32 protein-coding genes are annotated in these 18,976 nt (G+C 61.9%); 5 read left to right on the top strand and 27 right to left on the bottom strand.

Features of this window, described 5'->3' with window-relative positions:
• Window positions 1-206 precede the first annotated feature (206 nt).
• The 25 genes from ACWI6D_RS04320 to ACWI6D_RS04200 form a co-directional block, all read right to left on the bottom strand.
• Window positions 207-386 (bottom strand): hypothetical protein, encoded by a 180-nt coding sequence (locus ACWI6D_RS04320; RefSeq protein WP_288577784.1) that lies wholly within the window; start codon window positions 384-386, stop codon window positions 207-209.
• Window positions 387-633: 247 nt separating this feature from the next.
• A complete protein-coding gene (locus ACWI6D_RS04315; protein ID WP_449133775.1) occupies window positions 634-1,068 on the bottom strand; it encodes a hypothetical protein in 435 nt (144 codons plus the stop codon).
• Window positions 1,069-1,191: 123 nt separating this feature from the next.
• A complete protein-coding gene (locus tag ACWI6D_RS04310; protein WP_449133774.1) occupies window positions 1,192-1,533 on the bottom strand; it encodes a hypothetical protein in 342 nt (113 codons plus the stop codon).
• A complete protein-coding gene (locus ACWI6D_RS04305) occupies window positions 1,533-1,877 on the bottom strand; it encodes a hypothetical protein (RefSeq protein WP_449133773.1) in 345 nt (114 codons plus the stop codon). Before ACWI6D_RS04305 ends, ACWI6D_RS04310 begins: the two co-directional genes overlap by 1 nt.
• A complete protein-coding gene (locus tag ACWI6D_RS04300) occupies window positions 1,870-2,220 on the bottom strand; it encodes a hypothetical protein (protein ID WP_449133772.1) in 351 nt (116 codons plus the stop codon). The genes ACWI6D_RS04305 and ACWI6D_RS04300 overlap by 8 nt, the downstream gene beginning before the upstream one ends.
• A 9-nt stretch (window positions 2,221-2,229) precedes the next feature.
• Window positions 2,230-2,433, bottom strand: a complete 204-nt coding sequence (locus ACWI6D_RS04295; RefSeq protein WP_449133771.1) for a hypothetical protein — start codon at window positions 2,431-2,433, stop codon at window positions 2,230-2,232.
• On the bottom strand, window positions 2,430-2,858 hold the full coding sequence (locus ACWI6D_RS04290; RefSeq protein ID WP_449133770.1) for a Lar family restriction alleviation protein: 429 nt from the start codon (window positions 2,856-2,858) through the stop codon (window positions 2,430-2,432). The genes ACWI6D_RS04295 and ACWI6D_RS04290 overlap by 4 nt, the downstream gene beginning before the upstream one ends.
• 267 nt (window positions 2,859-3,125) lie before the next feature.
• Window positions 3,126-3,479, bottom strand: a complete 354-nt coding sequence (locus ACWI6D_RS04285) for a hypothetical protein (protein ID WP_449133769.1) — start codon at window positions 3,477-3,479, stop codon at window positions 3,126-3,128.
• Window positions 3,479-3,757 (bottom strand): hypothetical protein, encoded by a 279-nt coding sequence (locus ACWI6D_RS04280; RefSeq protein WP_288579475.1) that lies wholly within the window; start codon window positions 3,755-3,757, stop codon window positions 3,479-3,481. Before ACWI6D_RS04280 ends, ACWI6D_RS04285 begins: the two co-directional genes overlap by 1 nt.
• Window positions 3,758-3,911: 154 nt before the next feature.
• Complete coding sequence (locus ACWI6D_RS04275; RefSeq protein WP_288579471.1) at window positions 3,912-4,181, bottom strand: hypothetical protein; 270 nt, start codon at window positions 4,179-4,181, stop codon at window positions 3,912-3,914.
• Complete coding sequence (locus tag ACWI6D_RS04270; protein ID WP_449133768.1) at window positions 4,156-4,329, bottom strand: hypothetical protein; 174 nt, start codon at window positions 4,327-4,329, stop codon at window positions 4,156-4,158. Before ACWI6D_RS04270 ends, ACWI6D_RS04275 begins: the two co-directional genes overlap by 26 nt.
• Window positions 4,329-5,387 carry a DNA polymerase III subunit beta gene (dnaN, locus tag ACWI6D_RS04265; RefSeq protein ID WP_449133767.1) on the bottom strand — a complete coding sequence of 353 codons (1,059 nt, stop codon included), beginning with the start codon at window positions 5,385-5,387 and terminating at the stop codon, window positions 4,329-4,331. The genes ACWI6D_RS04270 and dnaN overlap by 1 nt, the downstream gene beginning before the upstream one ends.
• The gene (locus ACWI6D_RS04260) at window positions 5,371-7,617 is read right to left on the bottom strand and encodes a DNA methyltransferase (protein WP_449133766.1); all 2,247 of its coding nucleotides are present in this window, start codon (window positions 7,615-7,617) and stop codon (window positions 5,371-5,373) included. Before ACWI6D_RS04260 ends, dnaN begins: the two co-directional genes overlap by 17 nt.
• 60 nt (window positions 7,618-7,677) lie before the next feature.
• Window positions 7,678-7,962 (bottom strand): hypothetical protein, encoded by a 285-nt coding sequence (locus ACWI6D_RS04255; protein WP_288579463.1) that lies wholly within the window; start codon window positions 7,960-7,962, stop codon window positions 7,678-7,680.
• 10 nt (window positions 7,963-7,972) lie between these two features.
• Entirely contained in the window at window positions 7,973-8,320 is a 348-nt protein-coding gene (locus tag ACWI6D_RS04250) for a hypothetical protein (protein ID WP_449133765.1), read from the bottom strand.
• Window positions 8,317-8,691 (bottom strand): hypothetical protein, encoded by a 375-nt coding sequence (locus ACWI6D_RS04245; RefSeq protein ID WP_449133764.1) that lies wholly within the window; start codon window positions 8,689-8,691, stop codon window positions 8,317-8,319. Before ACWI6D_RS04245 ends, ACWI6D_RS04250 begins: the two co-directional genes overlap by 4 nt.
• On the bottom strand, window positions 8,688-9,326 hold the full coding sequence (locus ACWI6D_RS04240) for a Lin1244/Lin1753 domain-containing protein (RefSeq protein ID WP_449133763.1): 639 nt from the start codon (window positions 9,324-9,326) through the stop codon (window positions 8,688-8,690). Before ACWI6D_RS04240 ends, ACWI6D_RS04245 begins: the two co-directional genes overlap by 4 nt.
• Window positions 9,326-9,934, bottom strand: coding sequence for an ERF family protein (locus ACWI6D_RS04235; protein WP_294363179.1), 609 nt, complete (start codon window positions 9,932-9,934; stop codon window positions 9,326-9,328). Before ACWI6D_RS04235 ends, ACWI6D_RS04240 begins: the two co-directional genes overlap by 1 nt.
• Window positions 9,931-10,848: a DUF1351 domain-containing protein gene (locus ACWI6D_RS04230; RefSeq protein ID WP_294363182.1), complete on the bottom strand. Its 918-nt coding sequence runs from the start codon at window positions 10,846-10,848 to the stop codon at window positions 9,931-9,933. Before ACWI6D_RS04230 ends, ACWI6D_RS04235 begins: the two co-directional genes overlap by 4 nt.
• A complete protein-coding gene (locus ACWI6D_RS04225) occupies window positions 10,845-11,219 on the bottom strand; it encodes a hypothetical protein (protein ID WP_449133762.1) in 375 nt (124 codons plus the stop codon). The genes ACWI6D_RS04230 and ACWI6D_RS04225 overlap by 4 nt, the downstream gene beginning before the upstream one ends.
• On the bottom strand, window positions 11,216-11,623 hold the full coding sequence (locus ACWI6D_RS04220) for a hypothetical protein (protein WP_449133761.1): 408 nt from the start codon (window positions 11,621-11,623) through the stop codon (window positions 11,216-11,218). The genes ACWI6D_RS04225 and ACWI6D_RS04220 overlap by 4 nt, the downstream gene beginning before the upstream one ends.
• Window positions 11,620-11,898, bottom strand: coding sequence for a hypothetical protein (locus ACWI6D_RS04215; protein WP_294363188.1), 279 nt, complete (start codon window positions 11,896-11,898; stop codon window positions 11,620-11,622). Before ACWI6D_RS04215 ends, ACWI6D_RS04220 begins: the two co-directional genes overlap by 4 nt.
• Before the next feature lie 496 nt (window positions 11,899-12,394).
• A complete protein-coding gene (locus tag ACWI6D_RS04210) occupies window positions 12,395-13,198 on the bottom strand; it encodes a prohibitin family protein (protein WP_449133760.1) in 804 nt (267 codons plus the stop codon).
• An 88-nt stretch (window positions 13,199-13,286) separates the two neighbouring features.
• Complete coding sequence (locus ACWI6D_RS04205; protein ID WP_449133759.1) at window positions 13,287-13,505, bottom strand: hypothetical protein; 219 nt, start codon at window positions 13,503-13,505, stop codon at window positions 13,287-13,289.
• 2 nt (window positions 13,506-13,507) lie between these two features.
• Entirely contained in the window at window positions 13,508-13,795 is a 288-nt protein-coding gene (locus ACWI6D_RS04200) for a hypothetical protein (RefSeq protein WP_449133758.1), read from the bottom strand.
• 46 nt (window positions 13,796-13,841) lie between these two features.
• Here ACWI6D_RS04200 and ACWI6D_RS04195 point away from each other — a divergent pair, with 46 nt between their 5' ends.
• Complete coding sequence (locus tag ACWI6D_RS04195) at window positions 13,842-14,060, top strand: hypothetical protein (RefSeq protein ID WP_449133757.1); 219 nt, start codon at window positions 13,842-13,844, stop codon at window positions 14,058-14,060.
• 282 nt (window positions 14,061-14,342) lie between these two features.
• On the opposite strand, the gene ACWI6D_RS04190 is transcribed toward ACWI6D_RS04195, so the two are convergent.
• Complete coding sequence (locus tag ACWI6D_RS04190; RefSeq protein ID WP_449133756.1) at window positions 14,343-14,597, bottom strand: helix-turn-helix domain-containing protein; 255 nt, start codon at window positions 14,595-14,597, stop codon at window positions 14,343-14,345.
• 94 nt (window positions 14,598-14,691) lie between these two features.
• On the opposite strand from ACWI6D_RS04190, the gene ACWI6D_RS04185 reads away from it, so the two are divergent.
• From ACWI6D_RS04185 to ACWI6D_RS04170, 4 genes are all read left to right on the top strand, one after another.
• Window positions 14,692-15,021: a helix-turn-helix transcriptional regulator gene (locus ACWI6D_RS04185; protein ID WP_449133755.1), complete on the top strand. Its 330-nt coding sequence runs from the start codon at window positions 14,692-14,694 to the stop codon at window positions 15,019-15,021.
• A 150-nt stretch (window positions 15,022-15,171) separates the two neighbouring features.
• A complete protein-coding gene (locus ACWI6D_RS04180; RefSeq protein ID WP_449133754.1) occupies window positions 15,172-15,447 on the top strand; it encodes a DUF3467 domain-containing protein in 276 nt (91 codons plus the stop codon).
• Window positions 15,440-16,192, top strand: coding sequence for a DUF3800 domain-containing protein (locus ACWI6D_RS04175; RefSeq protein WP_449133753.1), 753 nt, complete (start codon window positions 15,440-15,442; stop codon window positions 16,190-16,192). Before ACWI6D_RS04180 ends, ACWI6D_RS04175 begins: the two co-directional genes overlap by 8 nt.
• Window positions 16,193-16,546: 354 nt before the next feature.
• Entirely contained in the window at window positions 16,547-18,052 is a 1,506-nt protein-coding gene (locus tag ACWI6D_RS04170; RefSeq protein WP_449133776.1) for a recombinase family protein, read from the top strand.
• Here ACWI6D_RS04170 and ACWI6D_RS04165 read toward each other — a convergent pair whose 3' ends face one another.
• On the bottom strand, window positions 18,053-18,889 hold the full coding sequence (locus tag ACWI6D_RS04165; RefSeq protein WP_449133752.1) for a TerC family protein: 837 nt from the start codon (window positions 18,887-18,889) through the stop codon (window positions 18,053-18,055).
• Window positions 18,890-18,976: the final 87 nt, after the last annotated feature.

The following is an 18,976-nucleotide window of genomic DNA, read 5'->3' as shown; positions in this document are numbered from 1 at the left end:
GTCTCGATGATGGTGTCGAGCTTTCGCTTCCAGGCTTCCGCGTCTCCCTCCAGGCCTTTCAGCTCTTCGAGGTGCAGCACCAGCATCCTCTTGAAGGTTTCGAACTCTTGGTTGTTCATCTCTTCTTGCCTTTCGTCCATGGCTCGGGCCTTTCCCTTGCCGGTGTCTATATTATACTATATAGTCATCAGCAAGTATATAGTAAACTACATAGGTTTTTGGATTTCTTTCCGAATCAGCCGCTTGATCTCGGCGTTCACGTTGCCGCAGTTCTCCAGGTACTCGATGACGTCCTTGTCCGTCTCGTTGTTGCACCTGCAAACGAACGTTCGCATATGGTTCTTGATGTACTTCACCGTAGCTTTCGTCTGAGCCGCCGTTGCCATAGAATCACCCCCTCTCGGCTGCGATTAGTATACTATATACGCGCCTTTGGGATGACGGCATGGCACATGAAAGCCGCCGGTGCCACTGACGGCTCCGACGGCTTTCATGCTGCTTACGCATTGCTGTCTATGTCGAACCCGCTACTCGAGCGTCCCACGAGTTTGCACCGACCGCTCTTGTCGCTTTCTCGACGTGTACAAGATAACAGCTTACCCCCGATTAAATGCGATTAAGTTGCCGAATCTGCTACATGTACCGCCATGCGCACCTGAGCGCATGGCGGTGGATGTAACGCTCGTTGCTCTCGGAGTAGCCCATGTCGTGAGCGGTGTTCACCGCCCCTTTGCCGTCTATGTATCGGTAATGGAGGCATTGGCCCCAGATGTCGTTCGCCTGGCCCACGCGGTTGATGACCCTTCGGACCTCTGCTCTGGCGCGCTCCCATTCGGCTATCTCGGCAGGTATGCGCTCGGCTACGTCGCACAGCCTGGCCACGCCCTCGGCCATCTTGTCTCCGACAGCCGAGTTACCGCCGCCGCCCTCGCCGCCGGTCGATGCCGTGATGGAGTACACCTGCGATTCGATGCGCTCCTTCTCGGCGATTAGGCTCTCGATGTTGCGCGTCGCGCGCTGGTAGGATTGCAGGTAGCGGCGAACCTCGGATTCGTTGTAATCGGTCAATCAATCACCTTCTCTTTCCATCGTCTTCGCACGCTCCTGCTGCGGCGCACGCCCATGCGAGGAACGCGAGCGATACGGCCATTCCGCCGAAGAAGCACCCGGCGATGAACCATCCTGCGGCGTTCATTCGCGCACAACCTCTCGCCCGCACTTCGGGCAGTAATTGAACGTCCCCTTGATGCGGTAGCCCTCGTAATCCTCGACGCGGTTGCCGCACTCGCTGCATTCGAAGCCGTTGTCGCAGGCTCCCATCTCGTGCCAGTCGTAGACGTTTCGACACGTCGGGCGATCAATGAGATCTGCCAGCAGATGGAATATATCTCCCTTGCCGACGACCGCGCGGATTGCGCTGAGCGCCATGGCATTGTGCACTTGCGGTGAGCGCAGAAGCGGCACCCTGTCAATATGCTCGTCGAGACCGCGCAACTTTGCCGCAACCTCTCTGCGCTCTTCGTCGCTAATCATCACTCCCACTCCCTTCCGCAGTTGCCGCAGCAGCGCAGCGGGACCACGCCGAGGCCGTCCACGACCACCGCATCTTTGCGCGTAAAGGCGCCGCAATGCGCGCATCTCCAGTAAGCACCGTTATGCTCCTGCTTCGCCGTCGGCCTATCGATGATGTCGGAAAATCGCTGGAAAATCTCGCTGCACATCACCTCTCCTCGAAGCCCGGCGAATTCGCATAGGTCCTGCATCACCGCCGACACATCGCCAAGTTCGCAGACTCCATTGGGAAACGTGTCTCTCCACGCCTTGGCTTCACTCGCGAGTTTTGCGGCAACCTCTCGCCGCTCCTCGTTGCTAATCATCGCCGCACCACCCCTCCGGCATATCGTCGACCCTGCGCTTGCTCGTGTACGTGATATCGATGATTCGCTCGAGAATGAACTGCTTCCCGCAGCTCGGGCATTCGTACGCATCATCGTATTCGCCCTCGAACTCCCAGCTGTCGGTGTCTACGTATCCGCACCAGGGGCAAGTGATCTCATCCTTATGCCATTGTTCGTTTTCCCATGCGTGTTCGCGTTCGAACCGCTTCTCACAATCGTCGCACCACGAACGCCCGAGCTTCCCCGCGATGGGGCCGCATGTCCACGGCTCGAAGTTCGGCGTTGGTTTGCCGCATAAATCACATGTGTACATGTCGCTCATGGCAAGCCCCTACTCGTAATCTTCCAAGGCCCGGCGAGCGACAAGGGCTGAAACCGTCGCTTTACTCAGGCCGTATTCATCGGCCAGCCGCTCGATCAGGCGGCGGAGGAACCTCGCGGAATCGTCCGCGTACCCACCCTCATCCTGGGCGCACCAGATATCGAGTTGCGCGTCAGCCGCGAGTTGAAACCTCTCATCTTGCTTGATAATCATCGAAGCCTCCTCAAGACCTCGACCGTTCCGCCGTCCGGGTCTATTGCCTGCACCCGGACATCTCGGGGCAGGTTCCAATCGGCCTCCTTGTCGGACACGATGCAATGCATGCAGTCTCCGGGCATCAATCCGTCGTTTATCGGGGACACCTGCCTGCGCTCGTGGAACGCGTACCATCCCTCGTGCACGCACCCGCTCGCGTCGGTGTACCTGATGCGCGGAATCTGCGGCATCGGCTCCGTTTTCGGCAAATCGCCGTCTTTCACGCTCACGACGTCGGCCATCCTGCGGTTCCAATCCTTCGCCGGGTCTTCCGACACGGCAGAGGTCCTGATGCCGCAATGCCGGCATTCGACGATTCGCCACGAGCCGAAATGGATCACCCGGGGTTCGCCGCCGCAAAACGGGCATGGCTTCAGCTCCATTTCATCCTCCTAACGTTCGGCCAGAACGGCCATCTGGATCGGGGTAATCATCATTCGTCATCCTCCTCCTCGGCCGGAAGCTCCACGCCGCCGCCGAGCACGCAGCGCCCGACCTCGCGGCAGTTCGTCCATATGGGCCTTCCGGCCAATCCGCACTCCGTCTTGGTTCTGTAGCGCCCCATCTCGTGCGGGCAGCTCTCCGGCTCGGGGTCGGCGAACAGGCTGAGCTGCCCGGGAAACTCGCTCTTCATCGGCGCATCGGGCGGCTCACTTCAGCCACCTTTCCTTGAACCCGCTCAAATCACGGTCACCAGTTTTCACCGACCATGCCAAATCGCTCAGCATGTCGCTTACGGCGATGCTCGTTTTCGTGATCTCGAACGCCGCCATGTCGAGCATGTGGGCCACGTCGCGCGGGTCTGCGCTTGCGTCGCTGGCGGCATCGGGGCCGCAAGCGGCGCGCAGCTGCTTCGCCCATCCGCCATCGATCGCATCCACCATTCCCGCCGCATAGGCGGCGCCGATGGGGTCCACGCCGTCCCTGGGCGCGAAATCCCGCATGGCCTCGGTTTCCACCGCCTCGATTTCATCTGCGACGGCCAGGACCTTCGAAGCGTCCATCACGCATGCACCGCCTTCCGAATCGCATCCGCCCATTCCGCGAAGACGCCATCGCCCATGGCGTCGGCCAGCCCGAGCAACGCTTCGCGGTCGACCTCGCGCCGGTTGCCCCTAGCCCTCCACGCCATGCCGTCTTCGATGAGCTGGCGCAGCTCGCGATAGCCCTTCGCCGTCATCGCCGCCGAATAGGAGCCGCATTGGCCGCGCCGCTCGAACTCGTCTGCCTTGTCGTCCGCCCAATCGAGCCAATCTTCGGGCGTTATCTTCGGCGCGCTCATTTGCCCATCCTCTCGCCGCAGACCGGGCAATATGCGGCCTTGGGCGGCACGCCTTTGCGCCACGCCGTGGCGGTCACGTACGAGCCGCACCGCTTGCACGCGCCCTCATGTCGGGATTCGTACAGCACAGGCGGATTCGATTTCGGTTTCTTGCTCATAGGTACCTCGCCTTCTTCTCGGCCTCGTGGCATTTCCCGCAGTGCATGTCGAACGCGAGCGGGCAGATATCACCGGGGCACTTGCCCGCGGAGGAAAGCTGCTCGCACTTCGTCTCGATCGCGCATCTGCGGTAATAGTCGCGCTGCTTAATCGCCTCGTTGGCGCGGCGCACCGCCTCCTGGAAGGCGTGGCGGTACGCCGCCACCTGCAGCTCGGCGATTTCACGCGGCACGGTGTCGTTATGCTTGACCTTGCGGCGCGCCATGGCTCACCTCCGATGCCTTGTACTCGACTTCGTAAACCTCGCTCATGTACGTGTCCCGGTTGCGCATCGCGAGCAAATCCGCCTCATATCGCTCCTCGAACACGGCCACCGGCTCATCGTCGCAGGTGACCACGTATACCGCGCTCATCAGTCCATCCTTACGGGCATGATGCACGCCTGGAAGCCGTCTGCGGTCACGTAGATGGGCTTGACGGGGCTGATGATCTCTATGCGCACCTCGTCGGCGGGAGCCGCTCCGAGCGCGTCTGCCAGGTACTGGGCCTGCATGCCCACATGGCACTCTCCGTCGTAATCGATCGCCTCCAGCTCCTCCTCGTACGCGCCCGTCTCGTCGTTGCGGGAGAGCAGGCATTCGGGGCCGATCTGCATCCGCACGTATCCCTTGCCGATAGCCTGGGCGCGTTTGACCGCGCTGCGAAGGTATGCGAGGTCGAAGGCGGCGGACGCGATGCGCTCGCCGTCGAAAAGCTGCTTGACGTTCGGGAACTTGCCCTCCACCGTGCGCGTGGTCCACACGCCCGCATCGGTCTTGGCCTTTATCTGGCCCGCCGATGCCGTCAGCACCACGTTGCCGCCGCATTTGACGGACAGCACGCCGTCGAGGAATGCGACGGGCGCGCAGCATTCGAACGGCGAGCCGTCGATGTCCATCCACGCCCGGCCCACGCGGAAAGAGTCCGTGCATTCCATGGTCAGCGTGGCCCCGTCCGATGCGATGCGCGCGCACGTGAACACCTTGCGGGCCTCGTCCTTCTTCGCGGCGAACGGCTTGCACGCAGACACCATGGCCGCGAGTGTCGCGAAGTCCAGCACGAGCGAATCGCCCTCGACGTCGGGGAAGCCGGGGAAGTTGCCCGGGTCCAGAGCGGGCAGGTCGAACGCCGTCTTGCCGCACTCGACGATGATTCCGCGCCCTCCGTCCCTCAGGGTGACCGCCTTATCGGGAAGCGTCTTCACGACGCCGGAAAGCGCGAGCGCGGGCACGAGGGCGCATCCCTCTTCCTCGACCAACGCCATGGCGAAGCACCTGACGGACTCGTTCATGTCGGTCGCGGCAGCGTCGAGTCCGTCCCCGCGCGCATCGAGCAGGATGCACGAGAGATAGTCCACCTTCGCCGCGCGCGCCAGTTTAGCCGGGGCGGAAATCGCCTGCTCCAGCGCGTCTTTGCTAATCGTTATGTTCATCTGCGTCCTCCATCATGTCGAAAATCGATACCTCATCGCGCCTGCGCTCCGCTTCGCGCAGGTTTTTGACGGCTTCTCGGAAATACGAGGGCTTCAGCTCGATGCCCACGTACTCGCGCCCCATGAGAATGGACTGGTAGCCCTCCGAGCCGATGCCGCCGAAAGGGGACAGGATCACATCCCCCGGGTTGCTCCACAGCCCCACGCATCGCTCGATGACGTCGAGCTGCAACGGGCAGATGTGGCGCTCATCGTCCGCGTCTTTGGCGTTGCGCCCGTTCAATGTGTTGGATTGGTCGATGTCCATCCACACCGGCGATGCCCATTCCTGCCACCGGGAGACGGGAAACTCCTCGGACGTGTGGCTGATGGGTTCGGGGTTGTCACCGGGCTTGCGCATGACCACGACGTAATCCGGCACGCCCTGGCGGCTCATAGACGAATCCTTGCGGATGGTCTTGTGCAGCAATCCCAGAGCCTTGGTGCGCTGCATGGCCGTGACCGGGTTCTTCCAGATGGTCACCTCGGAGTGGTAGACAAACCCTGCGCGTTCGAACGCCCGGATGACGTCCCCGCGGAAATCCTTCAGGCCGATGATCCCATCGCGCTGCTTTGATTTCGGCAGGTTCATGCAGTGGATGCAGCAGCTCCGACCGGGCATGAGCGTGCGGTACAGCCCATCGATCAGGAAATCGAACTGCTCCCAGAACTCGGCATCGTCCTTGCAGTTGCCCATGTCGTGCTCGCTGTCGCTGTAGGTGTAGAGGCTGGCGAACGGCGGGCTGAACACGGCCAGCCCGAACAGGTCATCGGGGAATTCCTCCAGGCGCTCCACGCTATCGCCCAGAAGCATCTGCCAGCATTTGCCCTCGGCGTCCGCGTAGGCCGCATCGGGCACGTCCGCCTCGGCGGCGCCTGCAATCTGCCGCTCGGTCTCTTCCGCCATCGCGGCGATCATGCCGCGCTTCGTCTCCTGCATCTGCTCCTCTTTTCGCTTTATCGCGTCCACCGACGACGATTCCTGGACGGTGGTGAACACATGGGCCTCGACGGGCTTTCCCTGGCCGAAGCGCCAGCAGCGGCGCACGGCCTGATAGAACTGCTCGTAGCTGTAGGACAGGCCGCAGAACGCCATCAGGTGGCACTGCTGCCAGTTCATTCCGAACCCGCAGATGCTCGGCTTGCTGACGATGACGCGGTATCTCCCTTCGGCGAACCCGGTCATGGCGTCCGCCTTGCTCTCGGCGGAATCGCTGCCGCGAACCTCGACCGCATCGGGAATCGCCTTGGCCAGAGCCGCCGATTCGTCGTTGTAATCGCACCATACGCACCATTGCCCGTCCGATGCGTTGACCATGGCCGCGAGGTTCTCCACCTTCCAATCAAGCCCGGCCTTGCGGGCGCGGCGCTGGCCGGCCAAACCCTCCTCGGGCAGGGCGAACAGCACGCCGTCGGGGACGTATCCCGAATCGCCCGTGTGCGTCACGATGTCGAGCGCGGGAAGCTCGTATCCGTCATCGGGGTATCCGATATCGCCGGGGCGGGAGATCATGACGGCCCATGTGGCCATCCATCGGTAGAAGTCCGCAGCCGCATGGTTCTTGAGCCGCCATTTCGACGTGTCCCCGCCGTCGTGGGTGAAGAACATGGCCAGCATCTCCTCGCGCTTCATGGCGCCCACGATTTCGGCGTGCGTGCCGAGTTCCATCTGGTCGTTCGGGGCGGGCGTGGCGGTGCAGCACAGAACATAGGGGACCATGCTCAGCTGCTCGGTCAGCGCCGTGCGGGTCTTGGAGTCGTGGGCCTTGATGATGCTCGATTCGTCCAGGACCACGGCCGCGAAGTCCATGAAGTCGAAGTGGGAAGCCATCTCGTAGTTCGTCACGTAGATGCCCGATTCCCCCGCCTGCGAGCCGTCTCGCACGAACCTCGCGCTCATGCCGAACTTCTCGGCCTCCCCGACGGTCTGCATGCCGACGGTCAGCGGGGCGATGACCAGCGCCCGAGCGCCCGTGTGCTCGACGCATTGGCGCGCCCATTCGAGCTGCATGGCGGTCTTGCCAAGGCCGCAATCCGCGAAGATGGCGGCCTTTCCGCGCCTGCACGCCCATCGCACTATGTCGCGCTGCCACTCGAACAGCATCTCGTTGACGTCGCGGGCTTCGAACCCCTCGGGCGCGACGCTCTCGCGCTTCGCCCGGAGGAACTCCCGATATCCCCGCGCGCTCATGACAGCAACACCGCCGCAAGCCCGAGGAATATCGCGAACGCGGCAAGCCCGCACGCCACGCTAACCGCGCCCATGCTCGCCCTCCTGCCCGACGAACGCATGCACGGAGATGTCCCCGCCGCCCAGCTCCTCGGCCACCTCGAGCAGCTGCGCCTTGTCCACGGTCACGGTCATGAGGTCGCTCGCGCTTTGCGGCTTGGGCTTCGCGGACACGAAGCAGCATGCGCCGTCGTGGTTGCAGCACGTCGCGTAATCCACCTCGTACATCTCCGCCCCGACGCACAGCATCACATCGCATCCGGCGACGCACTGCGCGAGTTCGCTCATCAGCTCATGCACTTTCATCTCTAATCTCCTATCTCGGTTCGAACCAATCGCAACCCGAATCGCTCGGCGTTGCCCCTCGCTCGATTTCCTCCGTTCCGTCCGCGTCGCACACCCACACATCGCAGGCGTCGGCGATTGCCTGGCGGGCGTTCTCGATGATCGGCTTCGCCCTGGGAACCCCGCATGCCGGGCGCACAATCAGGCTCGCCATCATCGAGTCGAACGCCCTCATGGCATCGCCGACCCCGCCGTTGAACACGTGGCCGTGGACGCAATCGGCGCACGTGGCGCTCCTGCGCATCGCCTCGTAGGCGGCTTCCCGTTCGGCGCAGTGCCTGTCCCAGGCAAGCGCGCCGCCGTATCGGTCGCACATCACCAGACCGCCTTCCAGCCGTTGCGCGAGAGCGCGTCCATCTCGCCTATAGGCTCGTCCACCAGCAGGTAGCACCATCGGCCCCGCGAGTGCTGTGGGAGCGCCGGGGCGATATCGGAATCCCTGCCGTCGTTGAACCAGAACCAGAGCCTGTGGCTCTCGACGGCCCCATGGTGCAAAAGCCGCCCGTCGGCGTCCCTCAGGTTGTTCCCGAAGCCGCACAGATGGATCACGGGGCCGTCCGCCCCGCCCAGGGAGCGCGGGACGACGTGATGCCCCTCGGGGTGCGGTCTGCCGCAGATGGCGCACCATCCCGGCTTATGGGAAGGCCCCGCCATGTTGTGCCGGCTGTATCGGCTCATGTACTCGGTCACCGGCTTCCACCGCCTATCTGCTCGTCGGTGAACGTGTCGTAGCACGTCGGGCATTCCCATTTCGCCGTCTGCTTGTTCCGGTACAGCTTCGATTGGCACAGAGGGCAAACCGGGTTTTTCGCCGCAACGGCGGGCGCGGCTCCAGCCGCTGCCGCGCCGCCTGTTGCGGGCAAGGTAGTAGTGCTTTTTAGAGCACTACTACCTTTTGTTTTGTTTTGTTTTGTTGGCATTGCGTTTTGCTTGCCGCCGCTTTGCGCTCGCTTATGCGGTCGCTTTGCGTCCGCATTCTCCCATCGCGCTTTAGCGGATGACCTGGCCTTTTCGCTTTTAGCCTTGTACGTTTCGATGTTTTGGGCGGCTCGCGGCGAGATGATTTCGCCGCTGTCGGAATCCTGCTCGAAAAGCCCTATCGAAACCATGGCCGAAACCCACGTTTTCAGCTCGTCTTCGCCGGTGCATAACGTGTGGCAATGCACCCGCAATGCGCCCGCATCGCAAACGCATATGCCGCGCTCGTCGCGGTGCATCTGCTCGAGCAGATACCAGTACGCATCGACCGCAGCGCCGCCCATCTCGAGCCGCAGCTGCATCACTTTGGGGTCTGTCGCGGCGGTGGTCGAATGGTCGAAGTACATCAAAACGTCTCCACCTCGCCCTCTGGCGCGTGCGGCTGCATTGAATCGACCACCCGCACGGCTTCCTCGATATCGCCCAGGCTGAACGATTCGGGCGGCTTTCCGATCGCCGCGCCCACGTGCTCCATGGCATCTCGCACCGACACGCCTCGCGACTTCGCGCGGACTAGCGCCGCGCGATACTTGTCCATCTGGTTTTGCGGCGGCTGTCGCGGCACCTGCCGAGGCGGCATCGCGGCGTTCTGGCCGTCGTCGTCCTCATCGCCGCATATGCCCCAGTCGATGCTCGCAAGCTGGCGCTTGGCGTACGTGAGCATGCTGCCGTTGCTCTGGGGGTTCGGCACGAACTGCACCGGGTAATCGGACAGGTGCAGCGCATCGCCGGCGCCCACGACCTCGCTAACCAGAACGGCCTCGCCGTTCTCGAGCTTCACGCGCTGGGCGTAGGCTATGCCGTGCTTGGCGCACGCCTTGCGGATGCACCCCTGCACCGCCGCCAAGGTCGCATAGCGGCTTTTGTAGTGCGGGTTGGCGCCGTCCAGCTCGGGCTGCTTCACGTCGCACCACGCCGCCGCGTAGCGTTCCTGCAAGCTGGGATTCTCGCTCATACCGCAAGCCTCGCCATCTTGCGCTCGGAAACGCCGAGGGAGACCATCAGGCGCTTGACCTGCTCCGCCTGGGACTCCGTGCCCACGAACGAGAACGAGTACCTGCAAAGCGGCTCGGCTTGCGCCTGCGGGGCGCTCTCGCGCGGCTGCGGGGCCGGATTGGGCTGCGGGGCGGCATCCGGTGCCGAAACCTTCTCGCGGAGCGCACGCGCCGCCTCTGCGTGCGCAGCGGCGGCGGCCTCGGCATCGCGCAGCCGCTTGTCCTCGGCGAGCGCCGCCCTCACATCAAGGGTGCGGCAATAAGCCGCATCGGCTTCCACGGGGTGCGCAAGCCCTGCCCCCGCGATTTCATCGCGGTCGCGCACGGCCTGCACCACCATGTCATCGAGCGTGTTGCACGCCTTGTTCCCCGCCCATTGCTTTTGCATCAGCTTGGGTTCGGCCCCGATAAACACGTCCAGCGTTATCAGCTCGACGAGCGAGGGGGCAACGGATTCGTACTCCCCCTGCAGGAGCGAGCGCCGGGCTTCGGCCCAGAGCCTGTCGGCTTCGGCGATCTGCTCGCCGGTCTTGTCGTACACCGATTTCAACCGGTCGCGCAGGTCGTTCAAAGCCCCGTCCGCTTCCGACAAGGCGGCTTTCACGTCCTTGTCCATGGCCTTGCGCTTGTCGTTGATGGCGTTCGCCGCCTTGTTGATGTCGGCGCGAAGCCCGCGAAGCTGCTTGACCTGCTCCTTGTCGGCCGGGTTGATTTCCACGCCACCGAAAAACCGCTCCACGTTCGCCACAAACTGCTCGATGGCGTCGAGGTTGCCGATTTTCGCCGTCGGCAGCGTGTAGGCGATGGCCGGTTCCGGCACCTTGGCCAGATTCGCCGGCTCCACCACCTCGGCATGCACTTCCTCAGCGTTCACCTTGGCTCTCCTTCCAATGTCACGATCACGCGGGGGTCCGCCTTGTTGACCCGGTACAGATCGGGAAGGTTCCCCGCTATCCATCTCCAGTTGTCGTTTTCGATGACCCCGCTCACCACGAGGGCATCCAGGATGTACTTCTTGGCGCTGCTGATGTTGTCCTTGTCTCGCCGCATGTCCGGCTCCACCCACTCGAAGGACACCAGCACGGGCGGCTTCATGGGGACCAGCTTCGCGGCCTTGATGGCCCACAAGACGCGCTCCTGCGTCTCGCGCTTGGCCGTTGCCCCGGCATAGGGGTTGGTCCGGCAGCTGCGCGTGTACTCGTTGAGGCTGGGCAGCTTGCCCGGAATCTCGAAGCGTTGAATCATGACGCGCTCGCATCCTCGGCCTCTACTGCCGATTTCGCGTCCTTCCACGTGTCGGCCAGAAAGAACGTCGAGGGGTTCACGATTTCGTGCCACCGCTCGACGAGGTCTATTTCGTCGACGTCCGATTTCCTGAAGTTGATGCATCGCGCCAGCTTCGGCCGGAGCATCACCATGTAGCGCGAGAGCACGCTGTACAGGTTATGGTCGCGCCTCAGCTCGCGCGCGTCGGTGATGGGGATTCCGCGCCGCCTGGCCGCATCGTAGATGTTGTCCCGCTGGAAGCTGCCGTTTCCCCGCTCGGCCTCGATGTGGGCCAGATGCATGATCTTGCGGAACAGCGCGGGGTTCTCGCGAATCCAGAGGCATGCGCGGTCCACCTTGTCCCGCGGAGTCTGCGCGCTCACCTGCCGACCTCGCACATCTGGGATTGCGCGTAGTGCACGCCGCGCTCGTATCCGCGGTTGTACGCGGTCACCGAGCAGAACACGACCGCGAGGGCCAGCAGGAGCATCACGATGCCCATGAACCCCGCCCAAATCTCGTCCCCGGTGAGGTCCGAGCCGAGCAGGTGATATACTTTCCCCGGCTTCTCTGCCGTTTGCGCGTCACTTTTCCAGGGTCGGCGCGCATTCTTTTTTTCTTCGGGGCGGCTCTTCGCCGCCTGGTTGCCTGTTCGCATGTATCCTCCTAACGAAAATCGATGCGGCGGGCTGTATGTCCGCCGCATAAATCGGCTCCGGCACGCTCACGGTCGCGTTTCCGACCTCGAACGTGCCGGGGGCAAACGCCATCGGCTTGTCTTCCATGGCATATGTCCTTTCCTCTGCTTCTCTCATGCCGAATCAGGCCGAGGGAGGTCATGGCGGGTCAGCTCCCCGCTCGCGCCCTTGGCGGCTTTTCATCGGCTATTCGGTTCTCAAGGTGCTTCGCCCAAACAGGCGTGCGCGCGGCGGCGCACGGCCTTGGCACGGGGCGCGTTGCGGGATTGCGTTTCGCCGGAAGATTGCAACAGAACCGGCAATGACCGCATCGGGCCGCGCCCGGCCCAGATATCGTCCGCGAGGTCGCGCTTCAGGCCCAGAAAGGAGGGTTTGCCCTAGCCGCCGCGCGCACGCCCGTTTGGGGATTGCGTACCGAGCAGGCACGGAGACGGCAGCAAACGCGTAAGCTGTCGGTTAGTTGTTGGGTAGGAGCATCGACAGGGAATCCCCGCCGCCCATGTACTGGGGCAGGACGCCGTCCCATTTCTCGATGAACATCTTCCGGAAGTTGCGCTCGTCCAGGCTGTCGGCCAGGACCTTGTTCGTCTGCGCCTGAATCTCGGCGGTCTCCTGCTCCACCTTCGCGGTGAGCTGGTCGCGCTCGGCAACCTTCTGGCGCTCGACCGCCGCCTTGTACTCATCGGGCAGCGTTACGTTCTTGATCTCGACGCTGACCACCTGGATGCCGTATGGTTCCAGGCGGTCCTGCACGGCCCTGAGCATCTCGGCGGAAAGCTCGTCGCGCTTCTCGATGGTCTCCTCGAGGGTGAACTTGGCGTTCGCGGCCTTGAACCCATCGGACAGAATCGGCGCCACGATGCCTTCCATGTGGTTGCCCAGGAACTTCGAATACAGCTCCTCGGCGCGCTCGGGGTCGACCACCACCTGGGCGGTAATCTCCTGCGTCACGGACTGGTTATCCTTGGATGCCGTCGAGTATTCGGCGGTCACCTGCTGCTGCGTGCAGTCGATTTTGTGGTAGCTGTCGACCGGCAGCTTCATGTGGATGCCCTGGCCCTCGGTGCCCACAACGTTTCCGAAGCGGGTCACCACCGCTACCTGGCCGGTGCCGACCACGCTGATGCACCCCAGGAGCAGGACCAGGACGACGACCGCGAGCACCGCAGCGACGGCGATTCTGCCAGCGCACAGCTTCTGGTCGGTGACCTCGCGACCATATCGATCTTCATATGTAATCTCTTTAACGAATAGCGACATGCGAACCTCCTTATAGTCGGCTGCTGCCGCCTCCGTGCCTGTTCGGTTTTCAAGGTGCGTTTCGAATCGGATAACCGAGAGCGGGTCGCTAGACGAATACGCAGATCAGATAAGCCGCGCATGCCACCATCGCTACGGCGGGGATGGCCAAGCAGAAGGCGAACAGCCCGCAGAGGATTCCGGCCAGGAAATCGTTCATGAAGAACGTCTTGCCGATAATCCAGTCGATGGGGCGATTGAGTAGCGGTCCGCTCCTGCTTTCCGCAATCTGCTCCCGCACGAACTCGCGGTCTTCTTCGGTCATCATCCCTACTCCTCGATTCCGGCGGCCCGCCTGACGTCCGAATCCACCTGCTCCTCGGATACCCCGAACAGCGCGGCCACCATCTTCTGGACCGCCCACGCCTCCGATGCGCAGCGCAGGTTCTCGCGCTCGCGCAGCCGGTAGCGATACCCGTCAATCGTGGCGGCGAGCGGGTCTGCGCAGTCGACGGCGGCTAGCGCCATATCTGCTTCGACCATCGCCTTGCAGTACGGCGCGGCGAGCCTGACGGCTTCCTCGTAGGTCGGCGCGAACGCCGGCTTCGCTTCGCTCATGGCATGTTCCTTTCGGCAGAATCTCCCGTGAAGGGAGGTGAGAAATATGGACGAGAAGGACTTTGATAAGCACCTGGAAGACAAGTCCAGGGATGCCGCAATCGAGCGGGCGATGCGCCTTGCGGAATCTGCGCTGTCCGGGGCAACGGACGCGGGAACGATTCTGCGGGAGCCTGGCTTGGTGGCGGACTTCGTCACGGAGCTTGCCGTTAGGCTTGCTGCCCTTGACGACGCGCAGATGATAGTTCCCAAGGGAGAGTTCTAGTACGCATCTGCCCGCATGCGACGCTCGCGACCCGCAACGCAAGCTCAACATCGGTTCTGGTCGGGGCGTCGCTTTCGAAAATCCTCGTCGCGTACCCGCACATGGCCACGAGCATCCGCGTGCTCGGATTCATCTCCTGCTCCTGCTGGCCCTTTTCGCCAGCCTTCTCTTCTTCGCTCATGGGGTTCATCTCCTTACCTGTTGACCATCCATCCGACTCCCAAGCCCACGAAGAACGCGACTGGGAGAATCAGAGATGCGATCAGCTCCATGTGGTGCCCCTTATGCCGATGCCTGGTAAAAGTCATCCGTTGAGCAACCAAACGCTTGCGCAATCGCGACCACATTCGCAAAGCTAGGAACATTAGTTCCGGTCTCATAACGCGCAATAGTGTTCAAGGAGACATCGGCTGCTTCGGCCAAATCCTCCTGCTTCCAATCGCGTTCAGCCCGCTTTACGCGAAGCTGACGGGCAAAAAACTCCGGGCTATACCTCATTCGAAAACCTCCTATCAAAGCAGTTTCTGTTACATCCACGATGTAACTGTTTCCTCATGATATTCAACCATGATGTAATGTCAATACGAAAATGTACATCTGCATTGAACTTTTTACATTGCGCATGTAAGATATGCAGCGTCAGGAGGTGCTAATGATGGAACTACAGCTGCAGAAGCTGCGCAAAGCAGCGAATATGAGCCAACAAGAAATGGCAGATGCGTTGGGCGTTAAGAAACGCACATATGGCTCGTGGGAAAGAGGAGAAGCCACAATGTCGTTTCCGCAGGCTATCGAATGTGCACGCGTCTTAGGCTGCACGACTGATGCACTTGCCGGCATCAAGCAGCAAAGCTATGCAGACGAAACGCAAGCGAACCTGAACGACTACTACGAGTCCATGGACGACGAGAGCAAGGCCGCCATAACCGAGACGGCCAGGATAATGAGCGGGAAGGAGTAGCGGGTAAGGTTTTCTTGACGGCGGCAAACGGCCAATGCTATATATCGGCGTGAAGAGGTTGCGAGACGGTACGTCCGGCGCAATCCAAGGAACCGCCGAAGAGCGGTTCTCTTGTTTAACGGCGAAAACGGCAAACAGAAAGGATATAAGATGGGTGACAAAGAGAGTCAAGAAGTGGTGATGGCGATAGATGCCCAACCGGAGACGCGAAAAGGTGTCTATTCCAACTTCGTTTCGCTGCAATCGAGCGAGACGGAATGCCTTATCAACTTCTGCCTCATCGACGGGAACAATCCCGATGGACACATGACGGGCGTTCTCGTGTCCCGGGTAATCATGCGAAACGAGCAGCTTATCGACTTGCGAGACGCCATCGACCGCCAGATAATCGCGAACGCAAGCGTACACGGTACCAAGAATGAATAGCAACGTAGCTATCAGATGGGTAACGAGCCAAGCTAGCCCTGCAATCAGCATGAGCGCAGGCGCGAGCACGACAGCAAAGCAGCAACCGGAAACCGTTTACATGTACCTCGACGAATCAGGAAACTTTGATTTCGGGCCAAACGGATCGGAGATGTTCATCATGACGTGCGTGGTGATGAACCGTCCCTTTCGAATGTCTCACGTGCTGATGGACTACCGCTATGACTGCTTGGAAAACGGCGTGGAGATAGAGAAGTTCCATGCATGTGAGGACACGCGGGACGTTCGGCTCGGCGTGTACAGAAGGCTCGCCGCTTTAGGCTCCGGCGTAAGGGCATACTCCGTGTCCATCGAAAAAGACCAGGTTCCGGAAGACATGAGGAAAGCGAGCGCGCTGTACTCGGAAGTGTTCTCGTGGATAGTCGAGGAAGTGCACCGTAACGAATGCGGGCCTGATACGGCAAAGGCAATAGTCGTGACCGACAGCCTGCCGAAGCAGGCGCGCAAAAAGGAAGTAGAGGGGCCGCTGAAAACGTTCATGAAACGAGTCTTTCAGGGCAACGGCATCCCCTATTCCCTTATGCATCACTGCTCGAGCTGCGACCCGAACCTGCAAGTTGCGGACTACTTTTGCTGGGCCGTACATAGGAAGCTGGTCAAGGGGCTTGACTGGCCGTACAGCGTGATTGAGGGGTTCGTCAAAGAGCGCGGCATCGCGAGCGTAAAAGAAAGCGGGGACGCTTAGCGCCCCCGCCCGACCGCCGAACCTATCTATCGAAGAACCCCTTGGGTTCGTGTCGGAACGGCGGAACCTTTCATGGATATTATATCGGAAACTGATTTAACTTGACAGTCGCTATATGTTGTGGTTTACGACGTTGAAACACTAGAAATAGTGCAGGAATGTGACAGCACCACGTAAAATGCCGGGAGCGCGGGTCAGGCGCTCCCAGAGGGTTCCTTCGCACACGCGGTGGAGGAACGGGCTGATTATACAAGAAGCCCCCGCGCATAAGGGCGGCAACCCTGCGCGGGGACTCTCAGAGAGCCAATCGAATACACGAAAGGCAAGGTGAATCATACCATGCTCGAATTGCCTGTGGGCAGGTACGTCATGTACCTCAGGAAATCGCGCGCCGACGAGGAGCGCGAGAGAAACGGCGAGTTCGAGACGCTCGGCAAGCACGAGCGCGAGCTTTCCGCGATGTGCCGGCGCATGGCGGTGCCGGTCGAGATGCCGCCGCTGCGCGAGCTGGTGAGCGGCGAGAGCATAGCGGCCAGGCCGCGTTTCCAGGAGCTGATGGAGATGGTGCAGGCGCGCGAGCTTGCTGGCGTCGTGGTGCACGCCGTGGACAGGCTAGGGCGCGGGGACATGATGGAGTACGGCTACATCCTCTCCGCGTTCCAGTTCACGCGCACGCTCATAGTCACGCCCGGCAAGGTGTACGACCCCGCAGACCCCATCGACCTGCAGCAGCTTCAGCTTCAGATGTTCTTCGCCAACACAGAGATGACCGGCATCAAGCGCCGCATGAGGGAGGGCAAGGACCAGGCCGTGAGGGACGGCCAATTCATAGCCGCGCACGCTCCGCTGGGATACGACAAGGTGCGCGACGCGCGCGGCATGAAGACGCTCGCGCCCAACGAATGGGCCGCGTGGGCGCGCCGGGCCTTCGAGTGGACGGCCGACCCGGCAATCTCCATGAGCGAGATATCCCGCAGGTTGAAGGCGGCGGGAGTGCCCGGGCAGTGGGACCCGGCGAGGGTGAAGGTGCTCATACGCAACCCCGCGTACAAGGGCATGGTGTCGTGGAACGTGAGGGTGACCAAGATCAAGGGCCGCGACGGCATGACCATCGAGAAGTGCCACGCCAAAGGGGACGAGCCGATACTCGCCGACGGGCTGCACCCGGCCATCGTGGACGATGAGCTGTGGGACGCGGCGAACAGGCGCCTGAAGGCCGGCGAGTCGCACGCCAAGCGGTCGGCCCCGCTCAGGAACCCGCTCGCGGGAATCCTGCGGTGCGCGAAATGCGGCCGCGCCATGGTGTACGCGAAGAGCGACCCGCGCCGGACGGGCCGCTGCTACGAATACGTTCGGCACCCGCTGAACCGCGCGTGCACGTGCCCTCCCGCCCCGCTCTCGCTCCTGGTCGGGCTTGTGTCGGAGTCCCTGGAGAGCGCCGCGCTCGAATGCGAGGTCGCTGCAGAGTCGGGCGAGGACCCGGCCAAGGCGCTGGAGGCCGAGCGCGAGGGCGTGGAATCGGCCATCGCCAAGGCTTCGGCGAAGGTCGAGCGCCTTGTGGAGCTTTACGTGTCGGGCGGCATGGACGCGCCCGAGTACGTTGAGCGGCGCCGCGACATGGACGCGCGAATCGCGGAGATGCGCGCCAGGCTCGACGAGCTGGCCCAGGAGCGGCCGGAGCCGCCCGAGGCCGTGGCCATGCGCCTCAAGGACATCATGCGGGCGCTGCGCGATGATGACGTGCCGCCGAGCGACAAGAACGCTCTGCTCAGGGCGATGGTCGAGCGCATCGACTACGCCAACGATGCGGACGGGCGCGGAAATCCGCAGGTGGCCATCACCATACACATGCGCAGGTAGCTACTCGCCCATGACGTCGCGCCGCAGCTCGTCGTCGGTCATGCCCTCCCGACGCTCGCGCTTCCATTTCGTTAGTGATGATTGATACCTCATTTGAATGAGCTCAAGCACCACGGCGAACACCATGGCGAAGTACACCATCAGCTTCTCCATGTGCATGTCGAGCACCTCGATGCCGGAGTTGATGCCCAGCGAATCGAAGAACAGCAGCAAGCCGATGACGGTGATGAACACCAAGGCCAAGATCTTCATCTCCGTGTGCCTGTTGATAAAATCGGCGATGGCGTCGATGAACACCATCATGATGACGATGGCGAAGATGACCGCCATGACCATGATGATCAGATGCTCCGCCAAGCCCACCGCGGTGATGACCGAGTCGATGGAGAACACCAGGTCCATGACCATGATGGTGACGATAGCCTGGCCCAGGCCGATGCGATGCAGCTGCTTGTGCTCCTCGGAATGCGCGGCCTTCTCCTCGGTCAAGGCCAGCACGTCGCGAAGCTCGTCGATGCCCTTGTAGATCAGGTATGCACCGCCCGCAAGCAGCACCAGGTCGCGCACGTTGAACGCATGCTGGAAAAAGCCCAAGTCCAAAGTGAACAGCGGTTTGGTCATATGCACCAAATAGCTTGCGAAGCACAAGAAGATGCAGCGCGATATCATAGCGCCCAGCAAACCGAGCTTGCGACCGATGTGCTGGTGCTCGGGCGCCAGGCGGTTCGAGGTGATGGAGATGAACACGATGTTGTCCACGCCCAGCACCACCTCCAAAAACATCAGCGTCAGCAGGCTGATCCAAGCTTCGGGCGTGGCGAAGATGGAAAGATCCATTGTCATTGCTCCTTTACGTCGTTTCGTCCGATCCAATGCGCGCCGTTGCACACGGCGCGCGGTTTACCCCGTCTCCTCGGATGAGCA

This window comes from Senegalimassilia sp., assembly GCF_977052095.1.
Note: the sequence above shows the minus strand (reverse complement) of the source record. Positions and strands in the feature narration are given on the sequence as shown.